This is a genomic window from Bremerella sp. JC817 (assembly GCF_040718835.1).
In the GTDB taxonomy this organism is placed as follows: Bacteria; Planctomycetota; Planctomycetia; order Pirellulales; family Pirellulaceae; genus Bremerella.
On sequence record NZ_JBFEFG010000241.1, the window covers coordinates 19,878 to 41,934 of the forward strand.

At 55.6% G+C, this 22,057-nt stretch carries 20 protein-coding genes; 9 read left to right on the forward strand and 11 right to left on the reverse strand.

Annotated elements, in window-relative coordinates; all coding sequences use genetic code 11:
- The first annotated feature begins 37 nt into the window (after positions 1-37).
- Positions 38-1,312: an ergothioneine biosynthesis protein EgtB gene (gene egtB / locus AB1L30_RS02340; protein WP_367011731.1), complete on the forward strand. Its 1,275-nt coding sequence runs from the start codon at positions 38-40 to the stop codon at positions 1,310-1,312.
- A gap of 17 nt (positions 1,313-1,329) precedes the next feature.
- Here the strand turns inward: egtB and AB1L30_RS02345 are convergent, their stop codons facing one another.
- Together AB1L30_RS02345 and AB1L30_RS02350 are read right to left on the reverse strand one after the other, a co-directional pair.
- Positions 1,330-1,851, reverse strand: a complete 522-nt coding sequence (locus AB1L30_RS02345; protein WP_345084070.1) for an adenine phosphoribosyltransferase — start codon at positions 1,849-1,851, stop codon at positions 1,330-1,332.
- A gap of 193 nt (positions 1,852-2,044) precedes the next feature.
- Entirely contained in the window at positions 2,045-2,944 is a 900-nt protein-coding gene (locus tag AB1L30_RS02350; protein ID WP_367011733.1) for an RNA polymerase sigma factor RpoD/SigA, read from the reverse strand.
- A gap of 426 nt (positions 2,945-3,370) precedes the next feature.
- Between AB1L30_RS02350 and AB1L30_RS02355 the strand changes: the two genes are divergently transcribed.
- Positions 3,371-4,672: a hypothetical protein gene (locus AB1L30_RS02355; protein WP_367011734.1), complete on the forward strand. Its 1,302-nt coding sequence runs from the start codon at positions 3,371-3,373 to the stop codon at positions 4,670-4,672.
- An 87-nt stretch (positions 4,673-4,759) separates the two neighbouring features.
- Here the strand turns inward: AB1L30_RS02355 and AB1L30_RS02360 are convergent, their stop codons facing one another.
- From AB1L30_RS02360 to cmk, 3 genes are all read right to left on the reverse strand, one after another.
- Positions 4,760-6,544, reverse strand: a complete 1,785-nt coding sequence (locus AB1L30_RS02360; RefSeq protein ID WP_367011735.1) for a 30S ribosomal protein S1 — start codon at positions 6,542-6,544, stop codon at positions 4,760-4,762.
- A gap of 281 nt (positions 6,545-6,825) precedes the next feature.
- Positions 6,826-7,527, reverse strand: coding sequence for a lysophospholipid acyltransferase family protein (locus AB1L30_RS02365; RefSeq protein WP_367011736.1), 702 nt, complete (start codon positions 7,525-7,527; stop codon positions 6,826-6,828).
- A complete protein-coding gene (cmk, locus tag AB1L30_RS02370) occupies positions 7,520-8,173 on the reverse strand; it encodes a (d)CMP kinase (protein ID WP_367011737.1) in 654 nt (217 codons plus the stop codon). The genes AB1L30_RS02365 and cmk overlap by 8 nt, the downstream gene beginning before the upstream one ends.
- A 230-nt stretch (positions 8,174-8,403) precedes the next feature.
- Here cmk and dxr point away from each other — a divergent pair, with 230 nt between their 5' ends.
- Genes dxr through AB1L30_RS02400 form a run of 6 tightly spaced genes read left to right on the forward strand, consistent with a single transcriptional unit; the run spans position 8,404 to position 15,240 of the window.
- Positions 8,404-9,621, forward strand: a complete 1,218-nt coding sequence (gene dxr / locus AB1L30_RS02375; RefSeq protein WP_367011738.1) for a 1-deoxy-D-xylulose-5-phosphate reductoisomerase — start codon at positions 8,404-8,406, stop codon at positions 9,619-9,621.
- Positions 9,567-11,678: a site-2 protease family protein gene (locus tag AB1L30_RS02380; RefSeq protein WP_367011739.1), complete on the forward strand. Its 2,112-nt coding sequence runs from the start codon at positions 9,567-9,569 to the stop codon at positions 11,676-11,678. The genes dxr and AB1L30_RS02380 overlap by 55 nt, the downstream gene beginning before the upstream one ends.
- Positions 11,679-11,718: 40 nt before the next feature.
- Positions 11,719-12,420: an HAD-IA family hydrolase gene (locus AB1L30_RS02385; protein ID WP_367011741.1), complete on the forward strand. Its 702-nt coding sequence runs from the start codon at positions 11,719-11,721 to the stop codon at positions 12,418-12,420.
- A 26-nt stretch (positions 12,421-12,446) separates the two neighbouring features.
- Complete coding sequence (gene lpxD, locus AB1L30_RS02390; RefSeq protein ID WP_367011742.1) at positions 12,447-13,592, forward strand: UDP-3-O-(3-hydroxymyristoyl)glucosamine N-acyltransferase; 1,146 nt, start codon at positions 12,447-12,449, stop codon at positions 13,590-13,592.
- Between the two features lie 18 nt (positions 13,593-13,610).
- Positions 13,611-14,498, forward strand: a complete 888-nt coding sequence (lpxI, locus tag AB1L30_RS02395) for a UDP-2,3-diacylglucosamine diphosphatase LpxI (RefSeq protein ID WP_367011743.1) — start codon at positions 13,611-13,613, stop codon at positions 14,496-14,498.
- A 31-nt stretch (positions 14,499-14,529) separates the two neighbouring features.
- Complete coding sequence (locus AB1L30_RS02400; RefSeq protein WP_367011744.1) at positions 14,530-15,240, forward strand: class I SAM-dependent methyltransferase; 711 nt, start codon at positions 14,530-14,532, stop codon at positions 15,238-15,240.
- On the opposite strand, the gene AB1L30_RS02405 is transcribed toward AB1L30_RS02400, so the two are convergent.
- From AB1L30_RS02405 to AB1L30_RS02420, 4 genes are all read right to left on the reverse strand, one after another.
- Positions 15,241-15,996, reverse strand: coding sequence for a DUF4142 domain-containing protein (locus AB1L30_RS02405; protein ID WP_367011745.1), 756 nt, complete (start codon positions 15,994-15,996; stop codon positions 15,241-15,243). It lies immediately after the preceding gene.
- Between the two features lie 149 nt (positions 15,997-16,145).
- Positions 16,146-17,174, reverse strand: coding sequence for a response regulator (locus tag AB1L30_RS02410; RefSeq protein WP_367011746.1), 1,029 nt, complete (start codon positions 17,172-17,174; stop codon positions 16,146-16,148).
- A 13-nt stretch (positions 17,175-17,187) separates the two neighbouring features.
- Positions 17,188-17,619 carry a response regulator gene (locus AB1L30_RS02415; protein WP_367011747.1) on the reverse strand — a complete coding sequence of 144 codons (432 nt, stop codon included), beginning with the start codon at positions 17,617-17,619 and terminating at the stop codon, positions 17,188-17,190.
- Positions 17,616-19,172, reverse strand: coding sequence for an ATP-binding protein (locus AB1L30_RS02420; RefSeq protein WP_367011748.1), 1,557 nt, complete (start codon positions 19,170-19,172; stop codon positions 17,616-17,618). The genes AB1L30_RS02415 and AB1L30_RS02420 overlap by 4 nt, the downstream gene beginning before the upstream one ends.
- Before the next feature lie 253 nt (positions 19,173-19,425).
- Here AB1L30_RS02420 and AB1L30_RS02425 point away from each other — a divergent pair, with 253 nt between their 5' ends.
- Positions 19,426-20,040 carry a thioredoxin family protein gene (locus AB1L30_RS02425; RefSeq protein WP_367011750.1) on the forward strand — a complete coding sequence of 205 codons (615 nt, stop codon included), beginning with the start codon at positions 19,426-19,428 and terminating at the stop codon, positions 20,038-20,040.
- A gap of 6 nt (positions 20,041-20,046) precedes the next feature.
- On the opposite strand, the gene AB1L30_RS02430 is transcribed toward AB1L30_RS02425, so the two are convergent.
- Together AB1L30_RS02430 and AB1L30_RS02435 are read right to left on the reverse strand one after the other, a co-directional pair.
- Positions 20,047-20,406 (reverse strand): VOC family protein, encoded by a 360-nt coding sequence (locus AB1L30_RS02430; RefSeq protein WP_367011751.1) that lies wholly within the window; start codon positions 20,404-20,406, stop codon positions 20,047-20,049.
- A 74-nt stretch (positions 20,407-20,480) separates the two neighbouring features.
- Positions 20,481-21,998, reverse strand: a complete 1,518-nt coding sequence (locus AB1L30_RS02435; RefSeq protein ID WP_367011752.1) for an alkaline phosphatase D family protein — start codon at positions 21,996-21,998, stop codon at positions 20,481-20,483.
- Positions 21,999-22,057: the final 59 nt, after the last annotated feature.

Below are 22,057 nucleotides of genomic sequence, written 5' to 3' on the forward strand. Positions count from 1 at the left end.
CGGTTCCCTTCCCTGCAGCTCTTTTCGGAAATGGCTCATGTCCACCACTCCCCTTGATCGACAACCGACCGCCGCGTTCTTGTTGCCTCAGTACGAAGCGGTCCGTGGCTTCACGCATGTCTTGTGCGAGCCCCTGGAAATTGAAGATTACGTAGTTCAGTCGATGCCCGATGCCAGCCCCATTCGTTGGCATCTGGCGCACACGACCTGGTTCTTCGAGACCTTCATCCTGAAGCGATTCGCCAGGAACTTCGATCCGGTCCATCCGATGTACGAGTACCTTTTCAACTCGTACTACAACGGAATCGGCGAGCAGTTTCCGCGGCCTCAGCGTGGATTGCTGACACGGCCGACCGTTGCCGAGATCATCGACTATCGCCGCCAGGTGGACGATCGCATTGAAAAGCTCCTGCTCGAGGCTCAACGCAGTGATGCCGCTCAGATCGCGTCGCTGGTCGAACTTGGTTTGCATCACGAGCAACAACATCAAGAGTTGATGCTGACCGACCTGAAGCATGCGTTCGCACAGAATCCGCTTTATCCGGTGTATCAGCCGTGCGATCCATGCCAAAAACAAGACTCCACTAATCGTCCGCAGTCGTGGCATGGCTTTGACGGCCGAATTGTCGAAGTGGGCCACGCGACCGATCGCTTTGCTTACGACAACGAACTTCCGCGTCACGAAGCGTTGATCCAATCGTTCGAGATCGCAGGCCGACTGGTTACCAACGGCGAGTATCGAGAATTCGTCGAGGACAACGGCTACGAGCGACCCGAGCTATGGCTCTCGATGGGCTGGAACCAGGTTCAGAACGATCGGTGGAATTCGCCGTTGTATTGGGTGCACCGAGAGGATGCCTGGCACGAATTCACGCTACACGGACTTGTGCCACTTGATCCCCATGCGCCAGTGACGCACATCAGTTACTTCGAGGCCGACGCGTTCGCTCGCTGGAAAGGGGTTCGTCTGCCGACAGAGTTCGAGTGGGAAACGGCGAGTCAAAGTGTTTCGGGAGAGGGGAACTTCGTCGAGATGCAGAAGTTCCATCCGATCGCCGCCGACAGCGATGTCGGACTGCGTCAGATGATGGGAGACGCCTGGGAATGGACCGCCAGTCCGTACGTTGCGTATCCTGGTTATCAACCGGCGGAAGGTGCCATTGGCGAGTACAACGGCAAGTTCATGTGCAACCAGTACGTGCTGCGAGGTGGATCGTGTGCCACGTCGCAAAGTCACATTCGCAACACCTATCGCAACTTCTTTCCGCCGGAAGCCCGGTGGCAGTTCACCGGGATTCGACTAGCGAAATAGGTACGATTCGCGTTCGATTAGTATTCGATCAAGCTGAACGATTCAAACGGAGCAATCCGTTCAGCGCCTTCCAGGGCCTTCAGCTCGATCAGGAAACAGCAACCAGCGACGGTCGCTCCAATCTTTTCGACCAGGTTGCAACAGGCCTTCATCGTGCCCCCGGTCGCGAGCAGGTCATCGACCATCAGCACGTTCTGACCTGGACGCACGCCATCGATATGGATCTCGAGCGTATCGCTGCCGTATTCCAGCTCGTAGTGGAAAGAGTGCGTATCGAACGGCAGCTTGCCAGGCTTACGAACCGGGACGAAACCGCAGTTCAATTTCAAAGCCAGCGGAGCCGCAAAGATGAAACCGCGAGCTTCCGCCGCGACGATCGCATCTATCTGCTTTCCTTCGTAGTGGGCAGCCATCTGCTCGATGGCCTCGTTGAAGGCATGCGGGTTGGCGAGAAGGGGCGTGATGTCGCGGAACAGAATTCCTGGCTTGGGGAAATCCGGGATATCGCGAATGTACGCCTTGAGGTCAATTTCCGACATGCTGCTCACTCCAGCCATTAAAAAGCACCTGAAACATGGATAGCTCCAGGTGCTGAATATACGTGGTTTTTCAGGCTGCGGAAAGAATGGGGCCGAGACACCAACGGCGGGGAGACACCCCGCGACAAGAAACAAAAAAGGCCTTCCGACGCCACATCGGAAGACCTTGTGATTCAGCGAATCTAGCAGAAGCTTATTTGCGGGTACGTCGACGAATCGGGCCTTCCAGCATTCGTTCGCGAGGATCTTGCAATCCTTCGGCCAAACGATTCAGTGCTTCGGTTTCGATCTGACGGACACGTTCGCGGGTCAGGCCGAGCTTCTCGCCGATTTCTTTCAGCGTGTGCGGCTCTTCGCCGTGCAGACCAAATCGCATCTTCAAGACGGTCGACTCGCGGCCATCCATCGTCTTCAGCATTTCGCGAACGTGCTTCAGGTCGTCATGTTCGACCAGTTCCTCTTCAGGATTCTTCAGACGTTCGTCGGTCACCATTTCGCCAAGCGACCAGCCATTGTCGGCCTGATCGGTTTGCGGGGTGCTGTTATAGATGCGTATCGCCTTCTTAATGATCGGCAGCTTCTTCTTCTGCAGACCCAGGACGCGGGCAATCTCTTCCGGCGTTGGCGTACGGCCAAGCTCTTCGGTCAGACGATTGGTGGCCCGTCGCCACTTCGACAGAAGTTCGACCATGTAGGCCGGGATGCGGATCGTCTTGGCACAGTTGATCAGGGCTCGTTTGATCGACTGCTTGATCCAGTAACTGGCATAGGTGCTGAACCGAGTTCCCATTGCCGGGTCAAAACCCTCGACCGCACGCAAGAGTCCCAGGTTGCCTTCTTCAATGAGATCCTGCAGGCCCAGACCTTTGCCGGTGTAACCGCGAGCGATGTTCACGACCAAACGCAAGTTGGCGCGAACCATACGATCTCGAGCGGCTACGTCCCCTTCGCCAATTGCGGTTGCGAGCTCGCGTTCTTCCTTCGCAGAAAGAAGCGCCGTCTCGTTGATTTCGCGCAAATAAGTTTCGAGCGGACTCTGCACGGATTCGAAATCGTCGAATTCCGTTTCACTCCGTTTAGTCTTGGTGGCCATATCGCTTCTATGCTTTCGAACTTGTGGCGGGGGAAATATTTTCACGCTGTCACACCACTGCTATCGTCCATGTGCTATCACTTTCTTTGCCACATGGCGAAACCGGCACCAATACACAGAATGTTCCGGTTGTGCTGAATGCAATCGAAGTAGCCGCACGTCTGGGATATTTAGAGAATCTGTCGGCGGCTGTAATGGCTGTAGGGATTATGCAGCCCGGTTTCCCTCTTTCACCGATCCAAGGTCTCCTCTCCCGTTGCAGGTATGCCGCTGACCATGGCCCGTGTTGCCATCCACTTCTTACTTGCTGATTTAGAGACGCATCTGGCAATCGGATGAAGCATGGCCATGCTGGCAATTGATGTCTCGTCCCGCTAAAACCGACCGTCAGCAGCAAGAGATCTGGGCACCAATCGAGGACAGGTGATGGCGATCGTGGACTGGAAAGCGTGGGAACAACTTTGCTACGAGGGCGTCCTGGCTGCCCTCGATAAGAGGATCGGCGGTACAAAGGGAACGTTCTACGCCGTCGTGTTTCATGAATTCTATGGCGAGCGTGGCGGCATGATCGCCCTGCCCTGGCTCGCGGCCAATACCGTCGAATTGCTGGGGGAGGAAACCGACAGCCGCTGGAGTTCTGCCGATTGGAAATGGACGAACATCAAATATGCTTCGCCGGAATTGCGCAAGGCGCATCGTGCTCTCCAGAAGGAAGCCGCCCAACTCGACGACGATGACTGGGCAAAGGCGTACCAGCGATATGTCGACTCTTTCATTCGCGTCGCCAAGTCAATTAGCAAAGCGTTTAAAAAGCATCCGCAGGTTACCCAGGACTTCGGTGCTTTCGTTTTCACGGAAGAAAACGAAGTCGAGACTCTGCGGAAATGCGTCTCACCGGCGCGGTTTCGCAGGCTCTTTCCTAACATTCAGGAAATGATTGACAACGAAGAGCAACTTTCCGGCAGCCCAGTCGACCAGAAATTGGCTCTCTACCGGAAAGACCTGTGGGAGCATCGCCAACAGATCATTCAACTCGGGCACGACGCCTTGCCGCTTCTGCTGGATGTTTTGCAGAACGACAAAGATCAGGACTGGGCAGCGGCCGACCTGATTGGCGAGATGGGGCTAGACGATCCCCAGGCGATCGCATTGCTTCGCCGACGGGCCTCCACGGGGAAAGAAACCTGCTTCCACGACACGACCGCGTTGGCCATGCTCGGAGACCATGACTTTTTGTTTTGCCTGACCCGCAAGGTGAAGACCAGAAAGATTGCCGTGGAAGGCATTCTTTCGCTTTACAACGACGACCTGGCTTTTGCTCGAAAGATCCCGCTCGACTATCGACTGGCGGAGCAGGTCTTATCCGACAAGTGGTGCCAAAAGCAAATGGAGAAAGAGAGGGCCGGTGGGCGCCCGATTCAGGTCAGCGATATCGATGAAGCACTGCGCGGTCTTGATTCTGCCCAGGCATGGATTCGCCAGCATGCGGTCTGCTGCCTGGGAGACAAGCGGCTTGGCAAAAAGCAAAGCGAACGGATCTTGCCTTCATTGGCCGAGAAGCTGAACGATCGACGGGCCAACGTCCGTCGCCTCGCGATTATCAGCTTCCACGATTGGGGAAAGCTGGCGAAGCCTTACCTGCCCGAGATTCGCAACCTTGCGGAAGATCGAAGCGAGGACGTCGCCGACACGGCCCGCCACTATGTCAAAGAGATCCGACGCTACTAGAATGCCACTCGTCACCTATACCAACAAAAAAAGGCCCTGATCGTGTGATCAGGGCCTTCTTCATTTCGTGATGCGTACCAGCGAAGACTAGCTCTCTTCGCCTTCGCTTGGCATGTTGAACAGCGGGCCGCTGCTGCCCAGACCACCCTTGAGTTCGGATGGCTGGCTGCTGCCGCCACGGCTTTCTTCCGAAGCTTCTGGAGCTTCGTCTTCCGCCCACTGAACACGCTTACGCGACAGACCGATCTTGCGATCGTCGGTGTCGACTCGCAGGATCTTGACTTCGATCTCTTCGCCAACCTTGACGACGTTCTCTGGGTTTTCGACCTTGTCGTCCGACAGTTCGCTGATGTGGAGCAGACCTTCGAGGCCGTCTTCCAGACCGACAAACACGCCGAAGTTGGTGATCTTGGTGACCTTACCCTTAACCAACTGGTTCGGCTGGTACTTTTCAGGAATGGTGGTCGCCCATGGATCCGATTCGAGCTGCTTCAGGCCCAGAGCGATACGACGACGTTCTTCGTCGATGCTGAGCACCTTGCACTGGACTTCCTGGCCCTTCTCGAGCATTTCGCTTGGATGACCGATCTTGCGGGTCCACGACATGTCCGAAACGTGCAGCAGGCCGTCGATGCCTTCTTCCAGCTCGACAAACGCACCGTAGTTGGTGAGGTTGCGAACACGGCCCTTGACGACCGATTCGACTGGATAGCGGTCCTTGATGTTTTCCCAAGGATTCGACTGGGTCTGCTTCATACCCAAGGAGATCTCTTGCTTCTCCTTGTTGATGCCCAGGATGACCACTTCGATTTCGTCGTTGATGTTGACGATTTCGCTTGGGTGGCTGATACGCTTGGTCCACGACATTTCCGAGATGTGAACCAGACCTTCGATACCTTCTTCCAGCTTGACGAAGGCACCGTAGGACATGACGTTGACGACCGAACCCTTGACCTTCGAGCCGACTGGGTACTTGGTTTCGACACCGTCCCATGGGCTTGGGGTCAGTTGCTTCAGACCCAAGGCGATCTTTTCGCGTTCGTGGTCGATGTTCAGGATCTGAACTTCGATTTCGTCGTCGATGTTCACCATTTCGGTTGGGTGACCGATACGGCCCCAGCTCATGTCGGTGATGTGCAACAGACCGTCGATGCCGCCCAGGTCGACGAACGCACCGAAGTCGGCGATGTTCTTGACCACGCCCTTGCGGGTTTGACCGACTTCCAGTTCCTTGAGCAACGATTCGCGATCGCTCTTACGCTTACGTTCGATGAGCGAACGACGGCTGACAACGATGTTGCGACGTTCGGCATCGATCTTGAGCACTTCACACTCGACCATCTTGCCGATGTAGTCGGCGATGTCGTGTGGACGGCGAATATCGACCTGGCTGGCCGGCAGGAACACGTTGACGCCGATGTCGACGAGCAAACCACCCTTGATCTTGCGGGTGACTTCCCCCTTGACGACCTGACCTTCGGCGATGGATTCCATCGTCCGTTCCCAGTCGTCGATCTTACGAGCCTTACGCTTTGAAAGGGCGACCATACCGTGCGGATCGTCAGTGCGACCGAATTCGTCTTCGACGTCTTCAACCAGCACGCGAACCGTGGCGCCAACTTCCGGCGGATCTTCGTCCTCATCCCATTCGTCGCGGGGAACGCTGCCTTCGCTCTTGCCGCCGATGTCGATCAGCACAAATTCTTCGTCCATACGAAGAATTCGACCCTCGACAATCTTGTTAATTTCGATCGATTCTTCCAACTCGATCGTGTCGAGCCAGGTGTCCTCAGTGCCGGACGCCAAGCTGTCGATTTCTGCTAAGAGTGTGTCGTCACTTTCGAGATTGCGAATGAGATTACGGTTGACCATGCTTTAAAGTTTGAACCAAGAGGGGGCTCGAAGTCGCCGGGTAATTTTCGTGTCGGCCGCAAACAGAGATATATTACGGCGGCCAGTCCGCAGACCAGGGCGATGGTTTCGAGTGCAAAAATGCCAGGACCAGCGAATCGACGCAGGAGACTACACTATCCCCTTCATAACGCTAGATTCATTGAGAACCCGTAAAACTATCAAATCGCCAAATCACCATCAACCACAGAACGTGGGGTGAGACCTCCTGTTTCGGCAATTTTGCGGAAAGAAGGTTCGGTTTAGGCAAGCTGCGCCTTCTGTTCATCCGCCGGGATGCGATTCAACGCGAAGCTCCGCGATGCTTGCACTTCCGCAAACATCGTGTGCATTTCGGTCTGAAGTCGCTCCAGCAACTCGTCATCCGATAACGACGCAATTTCTGCCGGTGTGATCGGCGTCCCGATCTTCACATGCACCACGCCTGCCGTGGGGAGCAGTTGCCACTTGGGCCAGGCCTGAAACGAGCCATCGAACACAATCGGCACGATCGGCACCCGTCCGTGCCGGGCCACCGCAATGAAGCCTGGCCGTAACCTGCCGATTTGGCCATCCTGGCTGCGGGTACCTTCCGGGAAGATCAGGACGAAATCGTCTTCCCGAAGGCGTTTAAGCGTTTCTTTCAGACCATCCAAACCGGTCCCGGCTCGATTCACCGGAATCGCATTGAGTTTTTTGATAAATGTCTTCAGCGGAAACCGGAAGAGCGACTGCTTGGCTAGAAAGCTCAGTTGCCGCTCGCAACATAGCCCAACCAAGACGGGGTCGAAAAATCCCTGGTGATTCGCACATACCAAGGCGCCACCATCGCTGGGCCAGTTCTCGCGACCGAAGACACGCACGCGGTAGAGCGAAATCGCCACTAAACGGGCCGTTACGCGTAACCATCGATAAACCAGCCGCTGCAGCCAACTTCGGGTTCGTACCTTCTTCTTCTCACGCACCTTGGCACCCCTTCACGATCTGAATCAGTGCGTGCAGTACTTCGTCCTCGGTCATCTTGTCGGTCAGCAGTTCCTGGGCGTCATCCGCTTTCTTGAGCGGTCCCACGTCACGCTGGCTATCTTCTTCATCGCGACGAGTCTGCTGCTGCAAGATTTCCTCAAACGACACGGTTTCGCCCCGTGCCGCCAGATCAGTGACGCGACGACGGGCTCGTTCTTCTGGCGTCGCGGTCAGAAAGATCTTGCACTCGGCATTCGGAAAGACCACCGTTCCCTGATCGCGTCCTTCGGTGACAACGTCCTTTCCAGCCGCGAACTCTCGCTGAAGCCGAACCAGTTCTTCGCGGACACCGACATTGTTTGCGGCGTACCGGGTATGCTGCGTGACCCGTTGCGATCGAATTTCGTGCGAGACATCCTCGCCGTTCAGAAATACTTTCGCCCCAGAAAGATCAATCGTTGCCTGACGGGCATACGTCACCAACTGCTCGGCATCATCCCAGTTGATACCTGCTTGAAGCCCCTTGAGGGCAATGGCTCGGTACATCGCCCCGGTATCGAGAAAGGCGAACCCCAGTTGGTCTGCCAGGCGGCGAGAGATACTGCTTTTTCCAGCCCCGGCCGGGCCATCGATGGTGACAATCATGCCGTGACGTGTCGCTGATTTGCAGGAATCGAAGAGAACGAAAGAGCACGCTAACAGGGCTGCTCTGATGTTATAGCAAGAAGGCCGAAAAGCTTCGACGACCCTGGCGAATGTCTACGCATCCCTCCCAGACACCCTAACCAAACCCTTTTCCACAGTAATCTTTCGCGATTGGGCGAATTCTGGAACAATCGCAAGTCGGTAAAGCCCTTCCTGCTTAGAAACGGTCCATGGTCAGCTCGTCCCTCTCGAAAACCTGCCGCAATGTCGTCGTCCTGGGAGCCACAGGCAGTATCGGATGCAGCACGCTCGATGTTATTCGTGCTAGCAAGGGGGAGTTCTTTCCATTCGCACTCTCGGCACATGGTCGGCTCGATGACTTGCTGAAGGCGGCCATCGAACATCAGCCACGGTTTATCGTTGCCAGCGACGAAGCCGCGGCCGAGGCGTTTGATTGGTCCACTTTGCCTGAAGGAACGACCCTGCTGACCGGAACTGCCGGACTGCAGGAAGTCGCCTCCCACCCTGAGACAGACATCGTTGTTTCCGCGATCGTCGGCCGGGCTGGTCTGGAAGGCACCTTCGCCGCAATCGAGGCGGGCAAACGGGTCGCCTTGGCCAACAAAGAAACATTGGTGGTGGCAGGGCATCTGGCCACCAAGCTGGCCGCCGAGTCTGGGGCAGAGATCTTGCCCGTCGACAGCGAACACAGCGCGATCTTTCAGGCCCTGAAAGCAGGCCGCGAAGTCGACGTGAAGCGGGTGGTGCTGACCGCTTCGGGCGGCCCTTTCCGGAAGTTCACGCAGAAACAACTCGACGAAGTGACCGCCGCCGAGGCCTTGGACCATCCGACCTGGAAGATGGGCCCCAAGATTACCGTCGACTCCGCCACGATGATGAACAAGACGCTGGAATTGATCGAAGCCAAATGGCTGTTTGATCTTTCGGTCGATCAGTTAGACGTGGTGGTCCACCCGCAATCGATCGTTCACTCGCTGGTTGAGTTCGTTGATGGGTCGTTCGTCGCTCAGATGAGCCCCCCCGATATGCGGATGCCAATCCAACTGGCGATGACCTATCCCAAGAGGACGGAGTGTCCTGCGCGGCAGCTCGATCTGACCCAAGCCATTTCCCTCTCTTTTGAGCCACCAGACTACGAGCGATTTCCTGCCCTTAAACTGGGCAAAGAGGTAGCGCAACGTGGAGGGACCTGCGGAGCTGTGCTAAATGCGGCCAACGAAGTGGCCGTAGCGCAGTTTTTGGAGGGTAAAATTCGTTTTGTTGACATTTACCGGGTATGTCGCCACGTGCTGGACGAACACCCGTTTGAATCAAACCCTGAATTAACGCGGTTGCTCGAGCTAGATGCTTGGGCCCGAGAGGAGTCTATCAAGTGGATCACTTGCTGTTTGCGGCAAGCCAAGGATCAGGCCTGTTCCAATACCTAGGTGGCGCCGGATCGTTCCTGCTGGGCATCATTGGCCTCGGGATCGTCATCTTCGTCCACGAATTGGGACATTTTCTGGTAGCGAAGGCCTGTGGTGTTCGTTGCGACAAGTTCTATGTCGGCTTCGACGTACCGATCACCATTGGCCCCTGGACGATTTCGGCCCTGTGGAAAAAGCAGTGGGGCGAGACCGAATACGGGATCGGTACGATTCCGCTGGGTGGCTACGTGAAGATGCTGGGGCAGGACGACAATCCTGGCAACTCGGAAGAAGAGCAGGCCAGCACAATGATCGAAACGACCGACGCAGAAGGCAACACGCAGAAGGTCGTCAATCCTCGCAGCTATACCGCCAAGAGCGTTCCGCAGCGTATGGCCATCATTTCGGCCGGCGTGATCTTCAACCTGATCTTTGGTGTGATCTTCGCGGCGATCGCCTTCAACATGGGCGTTTCGTACACACCTGCCGAGATTGGTTGGGTTCAACCAGGTTCGCCTGCGTGGAAGGCTGGCATCGTCCCTGGCGATTCGATCGTTGGGTTTAGCGCCGATGGAACCATTCGTCCGCATGTGCGTTTCGACAAAGACATGATGGTTCGCATCATCTCGAACGGAACGGGTAGCCCGATGCCGTTCGTCGTTGAATCGCCCGATGGCGAGAAACGCGTTCTCGATATCACGCCAGAAGAGGTCTCGGAAGAATCGGACCGTCCGACCATCGGTGTGGCACCGATGCGCAACACCGAGATGCTGGTCGCTCCGACGCAGTTAGAAATGGCCTATGGCAAAGAAATCGCAGACAGCCTGCATTCGGGCGACATGCTGATTCAAATCAATGACGAAAAGATCGAGAGCTTCCTTACCTACCAGAAGTATGTCGCCAATCATCCTTACGAAGACCTCAACCTGAAGCTGACTCGTAAGGGTGAAGGGGAAGACGCCAAGGAAGAAGACGTTGCCGTCAAGCTGCCAACGGTTCCTTACCGTGACTCTGGTTTGGTCATGGAAATGAGTCCGATCCTGGCCATACGCGAAGGCTCGCCGGCTGAAAAGTCAGGCCTGCTCGTTGGCGACAAGCTGGTTTCGATCAATGGCGAACCAGTGGGCAACGGCTTTACTCTGCCAAGCCGAGAGACCAAGTGGGCTGGTCAAACGGTCGAAGTGGTCGTCCTTCGCGAAGGCAAGGAAGTGACCAAATCGATGCAGACGGCCGTTCCTCAAGGCTTCTCGATGGGCTATTACCCAGGCTACGAGATTGGCTGCGAAACGCTGGGCGTTTCCTTCAACCTGGGAACTGTGATCGCAGAAGTCACGCCCGGTAGCGAAGCTGAAAAAGCAGGCCTCGTGGCAGGCGATGAAGTTCTGATCGTTGACTTCGAGGGGAACAGCGACGCGGCCGACGAATTCAACGCCAGCCTGAAGATCGGCTCGAAGAAGGTCCCCCTGACGAAAGACGAAATCGCCTGGCAGGCAGTTCAGACGACCATCCAGCGTGCCCATCCTGACACCTCGGTTGTCTTGTCGGTGAAGAAGAAGTCGACTGGAAACGCGGTCAACCTGGCGATCAATACGGTCGCTTCGGAAACCGAGATGCTCCAAAATCGTTACTTGCACTTCCAAGGCGTCGAGAAGATTCAATACGCTTCGAGCGTCAGCGATTCGCTCTTCCTGGGCGTGCGTGAAGTGAGCGAAGGGATGCAGCAGGTCGTGATGGTGCTCCGCAAGATCTTCTCAGGCGAGATGCGTCTGAGTGGCCTCGGTGGCCCAGCAACGATCCTGGCCGTGGCAACCGTCGAATCGTCGCACGGTATTCCACGTCTGCTGACCTTCCTGACGCTGATCAGTGCCAACCTGGCCGTGGTAAACTTCCTGCCGATTCCGGTCCTGGACGGTGGTCACATGATGTTCCTGCTGTATGAAGGCATCCGTGGTCGCGCCATGAACGAGAAGTGGATGATGCGTCTGACCTACATCGGTCTGGCCATGGTCCTGACGTTGATGCTCACGGTGATCTTCCTCGACATCAACCGCTTTAGTGCCTGGCTGCCTTGGGGCTAATCCACTGAGCACTTCTGATAATCCGACACCGCGTCCGAAGATGATTCTTCTGGACGCGGTGGGCACGATCATCTTTCCCTCGCCATCGGTCGCCTCCGCTTATCAGGCGGCCGGACGCCTTGCTGGCATTAATCTGGACGAGACGACGATTCGCCACCGATTCCGTGAGGCGATCAGACGCTACAGCGTTCAGTCTTTTCAGACCGAGCGTGGCCAATCCGAACCGGCGCGGACGAACGAAACAACCGAGCGTCTTCGTTGGCAAGCGATCGTCCAGCATGTCCTTTCGCCACCGGCCGATCGTTTCGAAGAAGTGTTCGATTGCCTTTGGAATCACTTCGGACAGCCGGAAAATTGGCAGCCATTCGACGACGTCTCCCCTGCCCTGGCAATTCTTCAGTCGGCTGGCTTTCAGCTTGGGATCGCCTCGAACTTCGATAGCCGGCTTCGTCCGATCGTCGAGCGTTACCTCGGCTCGTTCGATCTGCAGCTCTTCATCTCTTCCGAAGTCGGCTGGGTGAAGCCAGCACCGGCTTTCTATCAAACGGTGCAGTCGCAAGTTGGCATCCCGGTGGATCAATTGTTTTTGATTGGTGATGACCTGGAAAACGACGTGGTAGCACCGAAGCGGGAAGGCTGGCAAGCTGCGTACCTTTCCCGCAAGCAAGAGGCTTCCGCTGCCCGACCTTCTGGGGAATTTGCTTCCCTGTTGGAGTTTGCCAAGGCAATCTCCCAGGCCTGATCAAGTCGAGGCCGGACGAGCAATTGATGTTGGTCGCCTGGGGGGAGACGCGTTACATTAGTGCGATCCGTACCTACAAGACCCGCTTTGGAAAGGATTCCACCATGGGCACGACGCTGGCGCAATTGGCCGAGCTCGTCGACGGCAAAGTCTTCGGCGATCCCAAACTGAAAATCACAGGCGCCAATATCATTCGCGATGCCGTGTCGGGTGAAATCACGCTGATGGACAAGCCTGACCAGGTCGGCTTGTTGATGGAGAACTGCCAGGCCTCGGCTGTGCTCGTTCGAGAGATCTCGGACAAACTGAACATCGACGGAATTCTGGTGGCCAACGTGCATGAAGCGTTCGGCAAAGTGATCCGTTTCTTCCAGCCGTGGGAACAGAAGCAAGCGAGCGGTATCCACCGCAGCGCGATTGTATCCCTGGCCGCTGTCGTCGATCCCACCGCCACCATTGGTGCCGGCAGCGTGATCAGCGATGGCGTGGTAATCGGCAAGAACTCGGTCATCCATAGCGGCGTTCACATTCAAGCAGGTTGCCACATCGGCGAAGACGTCACCATCTTCCCAGGCGCGGTCCTTTACGATCGGACCGAAGTGGGCGATCGCTGCATCATTCATTCGGCCGCCGTGCTGGGGGCTTACGGCTTCGGCTACGATTCGTCGACCGGCCGACACATTCTTTCCGCTCAACTTGGCAACGTGATTCTGGAATCGGACGTCGAAATCGGTGCCGGTACCACCATCGACCGCGGGACGTATGGATCGACCCAGATCGGCGAAGGGACCAAGATCGACAACCAGGTGATGATCGGCCACAACTGCCGCATCGGAAAGCATAACTTGCTTTGCTCGCAGGTCGGAATCGCCGGCAGCACCACGACTGGCGACTATGTCGTGATGGCAGGTCAGGTCGGTGTTCGCGATCACGTCCACATCGGTACCGGAGCTCAGCTTGGTGCCAAGGCAGGCGTTGGTTCCGATATTCCTGAAGGCCAGCAAACGATCGGCATTCCGGCTGGGCCGTTCAAAGAAGTTGTCGCCGAGCACATGGCAGTCAAACGCCTGCCAGACATGCGTAAGACGCTCAAATCGCTGACCAAGCGTATCGAACAACTGGAAAAGGAAGCTGCCGCCAGCGCCGCTCCTGCCATCCGCAAAGCTTCGTAACCGACTCGATCGATGACCATGACAGACCAAAGTCCTGTAGGCTTGCTGGCGGGTTGGGGAAACCTGCCGATTGTCGTTGCGGAAGCGATCCGACGCAGCGGGCGTCAAGTGATTTGCGCGGCAGTCAAGGACCATGCCGATCCGGTTCTCGAAGAAATCTGCGATGCCACAACGTGGGTTGGCCTCGGCCAGCTTGGCAAAGTGAAGCGTCACTTTCTGAAGCACCAGGTCGCCGACGCCACGATGGCCGGCAAGATCCACAAGGTACACTTGTTTGATCGAGCCGCCGTCTGGAAGCACCTTCCTGATTGGTTTTGTTTGAAAACCTTCGCCCCGCAAATAATCTGGGGCTCAGGCGACCGCAAAGACGACACCCTTCTGATGGCGATCGTCAACGGATTTGATCGCCAAGGGATTACCTTCCTCCCCGCCACCGATTTCGCTCCGGAGTTGCTCGTGAATTTTGGCATGATCGCAGGCTCGCGTCCCAACGGAAAAATGTTTCGCGATATCGAGTTCGGCTGGGAAATGGCCAAAGAACTTGGTCGTCTCGATATTGGCCAAAGCGTGGCCGTGAAGAACCAGGCCGTGCTGGCCCTGGAAGCGATTGAAGGGACCGACGCGTGCATTCGTCGCGCTGGCGAGTTGTGCAAAGCAGGTGGGTTCACCGTGGTAAAGGTTTCCAAGCCGCAGCAAGACATGCGGTTCGATGTCCCCACGATCGGCGTCGGCACACTGGAAACGATGGTGGTTGCCGGGGCATCGACCCTGGTCCTGGAAGCGGAAAAAACCATTCTCCTCGACGAGCCTGCCGTGTTAGAATTTGCGAAAGCCCATCGTTTAACGATCCTTGCTGTCAGCGAAGATCGCCTCGCCCAGTTTGCTAACTCTTCGGAAGCGGCCTAGCAGTGACATGCGTGGCCGTTCGACTGGCCTCATGTCGCGTCACATCTTCCTCACGCTTTCACTACTGCTCGCCTTCCCACTTACGACATTCGCTCAGAAGGGTGTCGTCGACGTCAACGGTCATCCGACCTACAAAGGACGCGAAATCGCCCAGACGATGCACTACGCAGGGGCGCCGTGGCTGATCCGCGAGAGCCGACAACGCGAAGAAGACTGCGAGAAGATGCTCAAGAACCTCGGCATCAAGCCGGGCATGACCGTGTGCGACATGGGCTGCGGCAACGGGTTCTATAGCCTGAAGATGGCGGAGATGGTCGGCAAGGAAGGCAAAGTCCTGGCCGTCGATATTCAGCCAGAGATGCTCCGCTTGCTCAAGGCCCGGGCCGAAGAGCAAGGGATCGACAACATCGAACTCGTTCTGGGCGACATCGACAATCCCAAGCTTCCTGAAGGCAAAGTCGACCTGATCTTATGCGTTGATGTTTATCACGAGTTTTCGCATCCGGTCGAAATGCTCCGGCACATGCGAAAGGCGCTCAAACCCGATGGCGTGATCGCCTTGCTCGAGTTTCGTCTGGAAGACCCGAACGTCCCGATCAAGTTGCTCCATAAGATGAGCAAGAAGCAGATGAATCTGGAATACGAATCGAACGGCTTCGAGGTCGTCCGCCAGTTCGATGGTCTGCCTTGGCAACACATGGTGTTCTATGGAAAAGCGGACGAAGCCGCGAAGCCGGACTAACTACGGCGTTTCGCCATCGAGCTGATCTTCCAGCTTACGTGCCGCCGCCAGGTGCTGGTCGGCCGCAGCCTTGGTTTGCCGGACTAGCTGCTGAAGCTCGGGCGACGGCGCTTCGTGCGTCATACCGAGTTCGGCAATGATCCAACCATGCAGCTGGATGACCTGCTCAAGATAGGCCTGGTCGAATTCGTCTTTCTGGACCGATTCCAGCTGCTGAACTACCGCCGTGATGTGCTTCTTCACGGCATCGCACTGGTAACGAACCGCATCGACTTCATTTTCGATGGTCATGGCAGATGGACGGTCGGCTTGAGGAACCGTTCGCCAAGGAGCGGTTGGCGGCTTCCGTTTGCCATCTCCTTGGAGAACCCATTTGTTGTCGCGAATCGTTTCGGCGTCGGCGCGTTCTTGCCACGTGCCAGGCTCGCCCCGCGAGTAGTGAATTGATGTGCCGATCGACTTGATCGCTTGCCAATGCTGAGGGTCGATCAGCGGCTCGAGCTTCTTTTCCAACGCGCGGTGCTCGGCGACGGATGACTGGGCAAATTTTTTAACAGTGTCCGAATGGGCCTGTTTCTGAGCAAGCTGACCAAGCACGATCGCTTCTTTATTCATCAGCACCATCTTGATCGCCGGATGGCTTCCGAGCACATCCAGGTCGGAAGCCTCTTCCGACGGCTTGGGCGCGGCATATGCAATGGAGTAAAGAACCAGCCCGAAGACCAGACCGAGGCTTGCTGTTCGCGAAATCGTCATCGTGCAGAATCTCCTTGAGCCAGACCCATCGAGTTGCAATCGTTCCCAGTGGGAAACGGATGCAACTCGTGTTCCGAATCCAGATCTCGCGGATCGAGACCTGGTGATACTGCAAGAAGTGTCGCTCAGGCGAGCGATGCAGGCCAAGATCAGCCTGTAATGACGCCAGAAAACTGGCTTACACTGGGCAGCTTAATCCGAATTTGAGCCGTATTCGGGGCCTCTTCCAACCAGATACGGCCGTTTAGTTGTTCGACCAGCAAACGAACGACTTCGATGCTCATGTTCCCGCCGCTTTCGCCATTGAGCTGAGCTTGAGGCGATAACTGGCCTGAGATGGCCTTCAGGGTTTCGGCCTTTGACTCAAATCGGACGTCGATCTTGGCTTCTTCGGCATCGGTCGAGGTTTCAAGTGTCACCGACTTCGCACCATCCAGAGCCGCTAGTTCGAGCAGTTCCCGGCAAATTGCTTTGACGGCCTCTCGATCCGATTTCAGCAGCAGCGTCGAATGACTGATCAACTCGATCGGAGCTTGCGGCTGAAGATGCTGTTGATCTTGGATCGCTTCGCGGGCAACCTCGGTCAACGAGATTGGTTCCGGCGACCACGAGATCGACGTTAATCGTGCATAAGCCACCAGTCCGTCCATCAAATGTTCGAGCTGATCCAAAAGTGGCTCATGCGTGTCGGCTTCGATGGCGCTTCGCTGACGGATCGCAGCGGAGGTATCTCGGCACTTCGTCGCGGCAGCCGTCACAATCTTCTGCAGCGCGATTCGGCAACGCAGTGTCTGGCGGTCGGCTTGCATATGTCGCATCGCGTTGGCCAGACTTCGGCAGAGCGACGCCCGGGTGAGATCGTCTTTAATCAGGTAGTCCTGGCAGCCTTGCTTGATGGCATCGACGGCCAGTTGTTCGTGACCCATGGCGGTCATCATGACCACGGGAAGATCCAGCAAGATCGCTTCAGGTAACAGTTGCAGGCCGGTTCCATCCGGCAAACGAAAATCAAGCAGCACACACTCGTATCGATTGCTACTGAGTGCCTGCCGTGCGGCATCGAGACTGGATGCCTCTTCAATGACAAAATCTTCTCCCACCAGTCGCTTCACGAGCATCCGAAAGACGGAGTCGTCTTCAACCAGCAAGACTCTAGGTGGGGTGAACGAGTCACTCATCGATGAATCACTTTCACCGGCTCAAAGGAAATTCGATGATTCGCGCGTAGGTATCCAACATCTCGATTAGATCACGAAACTCGCTACCAGCCTTCGATTTCGTGATGTAACCAGCAACAAAGTTGGAGTATGCTGCCAGGCGATCCTGGGAATCATTGGAAGTCGTCAACACAAAAACAATACTTTTTCGCAGTGTCGCATCCTTCCGAATTGTTTGTAAGAATTCGATACCATTCATCCTCGGCATTTTCAAGTCGAGCAAAATGATATACGGATTTTCAAAAAATGGTCCGCTTTCATCGCACAACATTTGAATGGCTTGAATGCCATTACTTGCCCGATACAGGGGCCGCTCGACACCCGACTTCTTGAATCCGCGGCGTACAGCTTCTGCATCGATGTCATCATCCTCGACCAGCAGGATTCGGAGATTTTGGGGGATCATTCTTGCCCTCCTTGAGGTGCAGTTTTCGGCCAGACGAACGTAAACGTCGCCCCTTCTTCAGGTTCAGATTCTACCCAGATCTTGCCACCAATGTTTTCGACCGCCTTTTTCACGATCGATAACCCCATGCCACTTCCCTCGACGTCGTCACGAGGTGCGAGCGTCTCGAACATCTTAAATATGCGTTCATGGAATTCGGTAGCGATACCAGGTCCGTCATCACGTACCGAAAATTGATAAAAATAACCCTCGTCGCTACTAGATATAACTACCATGCCATCCTTGCGGTCATGATGCTTTATGGCATTCTGGATGAGATTGCGAAACACTAAATCCAGTGGTGCCATAGGCGTTTCAAGGACTGGCATTTCGGTTGCCACTTCGACTCGCAATCCTTCTGGACGCGGCAGGCTGTCGATAATGTTGTTGAGAAGTTCGGCCACATCGACCTGCACGATCGACTGACGAATCCTTCCAACACGCGAGTATTGCAACAAATCGTCCAGCAACCGCTCCAATCGCCCGATCCGCTGTTGCATCAAGTCGAGATGCCGGAGCGACTCTTCAGGGAGATTGCCTTCGTTGTCGTCACGAATCCAGGATGCGAGATTCTTTACCCCTTGCAGTGGCGATCGCAAATCGTGCGAAGCAACATAGGCGAACTCGTCGAGATCCTGGTTGGTCTTTTCCAACCGGCGAGCATGCTGCATTAACTCGTTTTCCGCATTCTTGCGTTCCGTAATGTCGACAATCGAGACAATCACATGCAGCCCCCCGGCAATCTGAGTGGGGCTTAACCCGACTTCGACCGGGAAGCAGCGCCCGTTCTTATCAATCCCTTCCAGATAACGCCCTTCGCCCATTTTGCGATTGGTGGGAACATTGAAGTAAGCATTCCGCTGCGTAACGTGGCGATCTCGCAAGCCATGCGGAATCAAGACCTCGACCGGTTTGCCGGCCAGTTCTTTATCGGTGTATCCAAACATCTCGCAGACGCGAATGTTGACCAGTTTCATCACCCCTTCCCGATCGACCACGATGATGCCATTTGGCACCGCCGAGAACACCGAGCGAAACAAGGTTGCGGTTGCGGTCCGCTCGATCACTTGCTCTTCCAGCGATTGGTTCTGACTATAGAGGCTCGGCAAATCGAGGATACGTGGAATAAGCGGCACCAGCGCGATAACGGTTGCCCACGAGGCAACTGCCGTGATCAACTTGATCAGTCCTGAGAATCGATAAACCGGTTCCCAGAAGATGATCGCCTCGACCAGATGACCAACACCACAAGAGACAATGAACATCGCAAACAGAATGACTAGGGTCGGAAATGGCAGGTCACGTCTGCGAATCAAGAAGTAAGCCAGGCAAATCGGAATCGCCAGATAGGCACCGAAGATTGCAAGGTCCGAGACGATATGGAGCCAGCCGACGCCAGGTTCCTCTGCCCAAACACTTCCGCAATCCCAACGTGCTGGGAATCCATTGGTGTCGAAAAGTTGGAAGAAAAACGAACCGATTTGACTTAGAATAGAACCAACAAGATGCAACACGCCGCTACATCCTCCTTGGGTATGAGCATTGCTTCAGATCCAGAGTGTAGGATTCGACTGGCATCTCCGCTGCGTCCCCTGCTGCCAACAGGACGACGAAGATTGGGTAGAACTGGGAAGTGCCCCACTTGCCTGCCTTATGTTGCCTGATTTCCTGATGTGCAGCAACGTGGTTCCATCATGGAATTCACACTAAATCGAATTCTGACTTGGACTTTAACTATCGTATCGCCACGAACAGCAGGCCCCAACCATGATTCGGACTTTCTGCGCGTTTCTCCTTAGCTTCCAACTCTTCTCGCTGGCCTCGGCAGGCGAGTTCAATCCGGTACTCGATATCGGACAAGCCGTCACTCCATGGAAAGACCTGGAAGGGACCGACGGAGCGACGCACACGTGGGACGAGTTCAAAACAAAGAAGGTCTTAGTTGTGGCATTTACCTGTAATACCTGCCCGTATGCCGTGGATTACCAAGACCGCCTGAAGAAGCTCGCCTCGAAATGGAACCAAGACGACCGCGTTGCTGTGGTGGCGGTGAATTCCAACTTGATTGATGAGGATTCACTCAAAGCGATGACCGAGCACGCCCAAAAGGCAGAATTCAACTTCCTTTACCTAAAAGACGCAAACCAAGAGTTGGGCAAAGCCTGGGGGGCCACGCGCACGCCGGAGTTCTTTGTCTTGGACGAAGATCGCAAAGTGATCTACATGGGCGCGATGGACAACGATACCAATGCCGAGAAAGCCACGATCAACTACGTCGATCTCGCCGTCGAAGCGACCCTGGGCGGCAAGCAGCCAGAAGTTCAAGAGACCGTCGCGATCGGTTGCAACATTCGCTACAAACGCTCGCGACGTTCCCGCTAAGTATCACTAGTCCGGCGTGACAAACTGGAACAACTTGATCCGATTACCATCTGGATCGGCAATTGCCCACTGCAGAAAGCCCTCATCGCTCGATTCGATTTCTGCAAGAGTATCTGACAACAAAGGCACGATGTGAGCTTGAGCCGATGCCAGGTCTTCGACCTCGATGGCCAGGCTGATCGTGGAATGATTTCTCTGGTCCACATCATCGCGAGCCAGAATCGCCAGTCGCCAGCCACGTCCGACCAGCAGCGCGTATCCATCGTCGTCGCTGCGGACGGAAGACTTCATCCCCAACGCTGCCGAATACCACTGCACCATCGTTCGCCATTGCGTGGTGCGAATCTCGATCGCAAACAGTTCCATGCGTGTACCTATCGCTTCGATGCCCATTCGCCGCATTCATTGTGCGGCTCTATGAAGGTACCATTTGCCAGGCCTTACGTGGATGGACGCGAGAACGCCTTCTCGTAAGAAACGTTGCCATCAACATCGCACAACTGAAAGACGATTCGCGGCTGATCGTCTTCGCGATCGACTTCCACGTTTAGAAATCCACCCTGGACTTTGTGAAACTGGTGATACTGGGGATTGCGCCCGGGCGTTCCACCTGCGTGCGAATTGCTGGCCGCACCGACGCTGAATTCCTGAACGCCCGTTTCTGGATGGATCGAATGATATTGCCAGTGGCGATCGCCACAAATCACGAAGAAGTTGTGTGGCACGTTCTCTTGGATCCAGCTTCGTAGTTCGTCCCCTTCGTGCTGGAAGCCTGCGTTGGCGTGGTTATCGTTCTTTCCTTTTCGATCAGGCCCGACCAGTGGCGTGGGGCTAATTAGCACTTTCCAGGTCGCGTCGCTTTCGCTGACTGTTTTCTTGAACCAGGCCTTCTGCTCTTCGCCCCAGATCGTTTTGTTGGGGCCATCCGGCATCTTGTTCGGCGAACGGAAATCACGTCCATCCGTTAACCAGATTTGCAGATCTTTACCCCAGCGAAACGTTCGATACGAATCACTGCTCAGGGGTGCCTGTTGGCGAAAGATCTTCTGCCCTTCCTCAAAGGTCAGTTCGCCGTAACTTCGGCCTGGCCACGAGTCGTCGCTGAGCGTATCGTGATCGTCCTTCAGCCAATAGGCAGAAACCTTGCCGAGCGTTTCTCGCAGACGCGACAGGCTGAACATCCGCTGCCAATGCAATCGAGCCAGATCGGCCGTCGTCGCGCTCGGGGCATCATTGTCGTAGTAAACGAGATCGCCTGTCAGCGAAAGAAAGGCCGGATCCTTTTTTAGCATCGCGGGATAGATGGGATGTCCCTCTCGATGATCACGATCGGGATAGCCCTGACAGGTCATCACACAAAATCGAATCGGCGTGATGGCATCGGGCAAAGGCGCCGTGCGGAAGCTTCCTTTGATGCTGTGATGCGCTTGACCGTTATCTCTCGTGGTGCTCTCGAACCAGTATTTTGTGTCAGGCTTCAGGTCGGTCAGTGCGAACTGATAGATGAAGTCGTTTTCTTCGTCGACCGGCATCCAATCGGTTTCTTGAACATTCTTGAATTCACCTTCCGGTGCATACCTCAATTGAATCTCACCTGCCTTGCCGGGGCATGCCCCTTCGATATCCGCCACCGGGGTCTTGAGTGCCTCTTCCGATCTGCCTCGCTTGGTGAAGACGATGCCATCCTGGTTTCGAGAGATGTTCGCCGTTTTGCGTGTCCAGACAATAGCCGACGTCGGAGTGACTTCTCCTGTCCGCACGCCCGTCGCTTGATAGGGTGGAATAACAAAGTTGGCGTCCGCCTTGGCCCCCACCGCCAGGGTCATGGCGGCGGCTGATGACTTGAGAAAGGCACGTCGCGAGAAAGGAATACGCCAGGTCATTGGGAACCACCGGTCTTGTACGAGGTTGGCATAGGGCAGGCAAAAACGAGGCAAGATCGAGATAAAAACAGCCACGCCAGGAACCTCGATTTCCTGGTCGCATCCTTCCCTCGACATCCCTTAAAATAGGGTGT

Coding starts and splice junctions, on each gene's coding strand:
- egtB (WP_367011731.1), top strand. CDS start 38: ATGTCCACCACTCCCCTTGATCGACAACCGACCGCCGCGTTCTTGTTG.
- AB1L30_RS02345 (WP_345084070.1), bottom strand. CDS start 1,851: ATGTCGGAAATTGACCTCAAGGCGTACATTCGCGATATCCCGGATTTC.
- AB1L30_RS02350 (WP_367011733.1), bottom strand. CDS start 2,944: ATGGCCACCAAGACTAAACGGAGTGAAACGGAATTCGACGATTTCGAA.
- AB1L30_RS02355 (WP_367011734.1), top strand. CDS start 3,371: ATGGCGATCGTGGACTGGAAAGCGTGGGAACAACTTTGCTACGAGGGC.
- AB1L30_RS02360 (WP_367011735.1), bottom strand. CDS start 6,544: ATGGTCAACCGTAATCTCATTCGCAATCTCGAAAGTGACGACACACTC.
- cmk (WP_367011737.1), bottom strand. CDS start 8,173: ATGATTGTCACCATCGATGGCCCGGCCGGGGCTGGAAAAAGCAGTATC.
- dxr (WP_367011738.1), top strand. CDS start 8,404: ATGGTCAGCTCGTCCCTCTCGAAAACCTGCCGCAATGTCGTCGTCCTG.
- AB1L30_RS02385 (WP_367011741.1), top strand. CDS start 11,719: ATGATTCTTCTGGACGCGGTGGGCACGATCATCTTTCCCTCGCCATCG.
- lpxD (WP_367011742.1), top strand. CDS start 12,447: ATGTTGGTCGCCTGGGGGGAGACGCGTTACATTAGTGCGATCCGTACC.
- lpxI (WP_367011743.1), top strand. CDS start 13,611: ATGACAGACCAAAGTCCTGTAGGCTTGCTGGCGGGTTGGGGAAACCTG.
- AB1L30_RS02400 (WP_367011744.1), top strand. CDS start 14,530: ATGTCGCGTCACATCTTCCTCACGCTTTCACTACTGCTCGCCTTCCCA.
- AB1L30_RS02405 (WP_367011745.1), bottom strand. CDS start 15,996: ATGACGATTTCGCGAACAGCAAGCCTCGGTCTGGTCTTCGGGCTGGTT.
- AB1L30_RS02410 (WP_367011746.1), bottom strand. CDS start 17,174: ATGAGTGACTCGTTCACCCCACCTAGAGTCTTGCTGGTTGAAGACGAC.
- AB1L30_RS02415 (WP_367011747.1), bottom strand. CDS start 17,619: ATGATCCCCCAAAATCTCCGAATCCTGCTGGTCGAGGATGATGACATC.
- AB1L30_RS02425 (WP_367011750.1), top strand. CDS start 19,426: ATGATTCGGACTTTCTGCGCGTTTCTCCTTAGCTTCCAACTCTTCTCG.
- AB1L30_RS02430 (WP_367011751.1), bottom strand. CDS start 20,406: ATGGAACTGTTTGCGATCGAGATTCGCACCACGCAATGGCGAACGATG.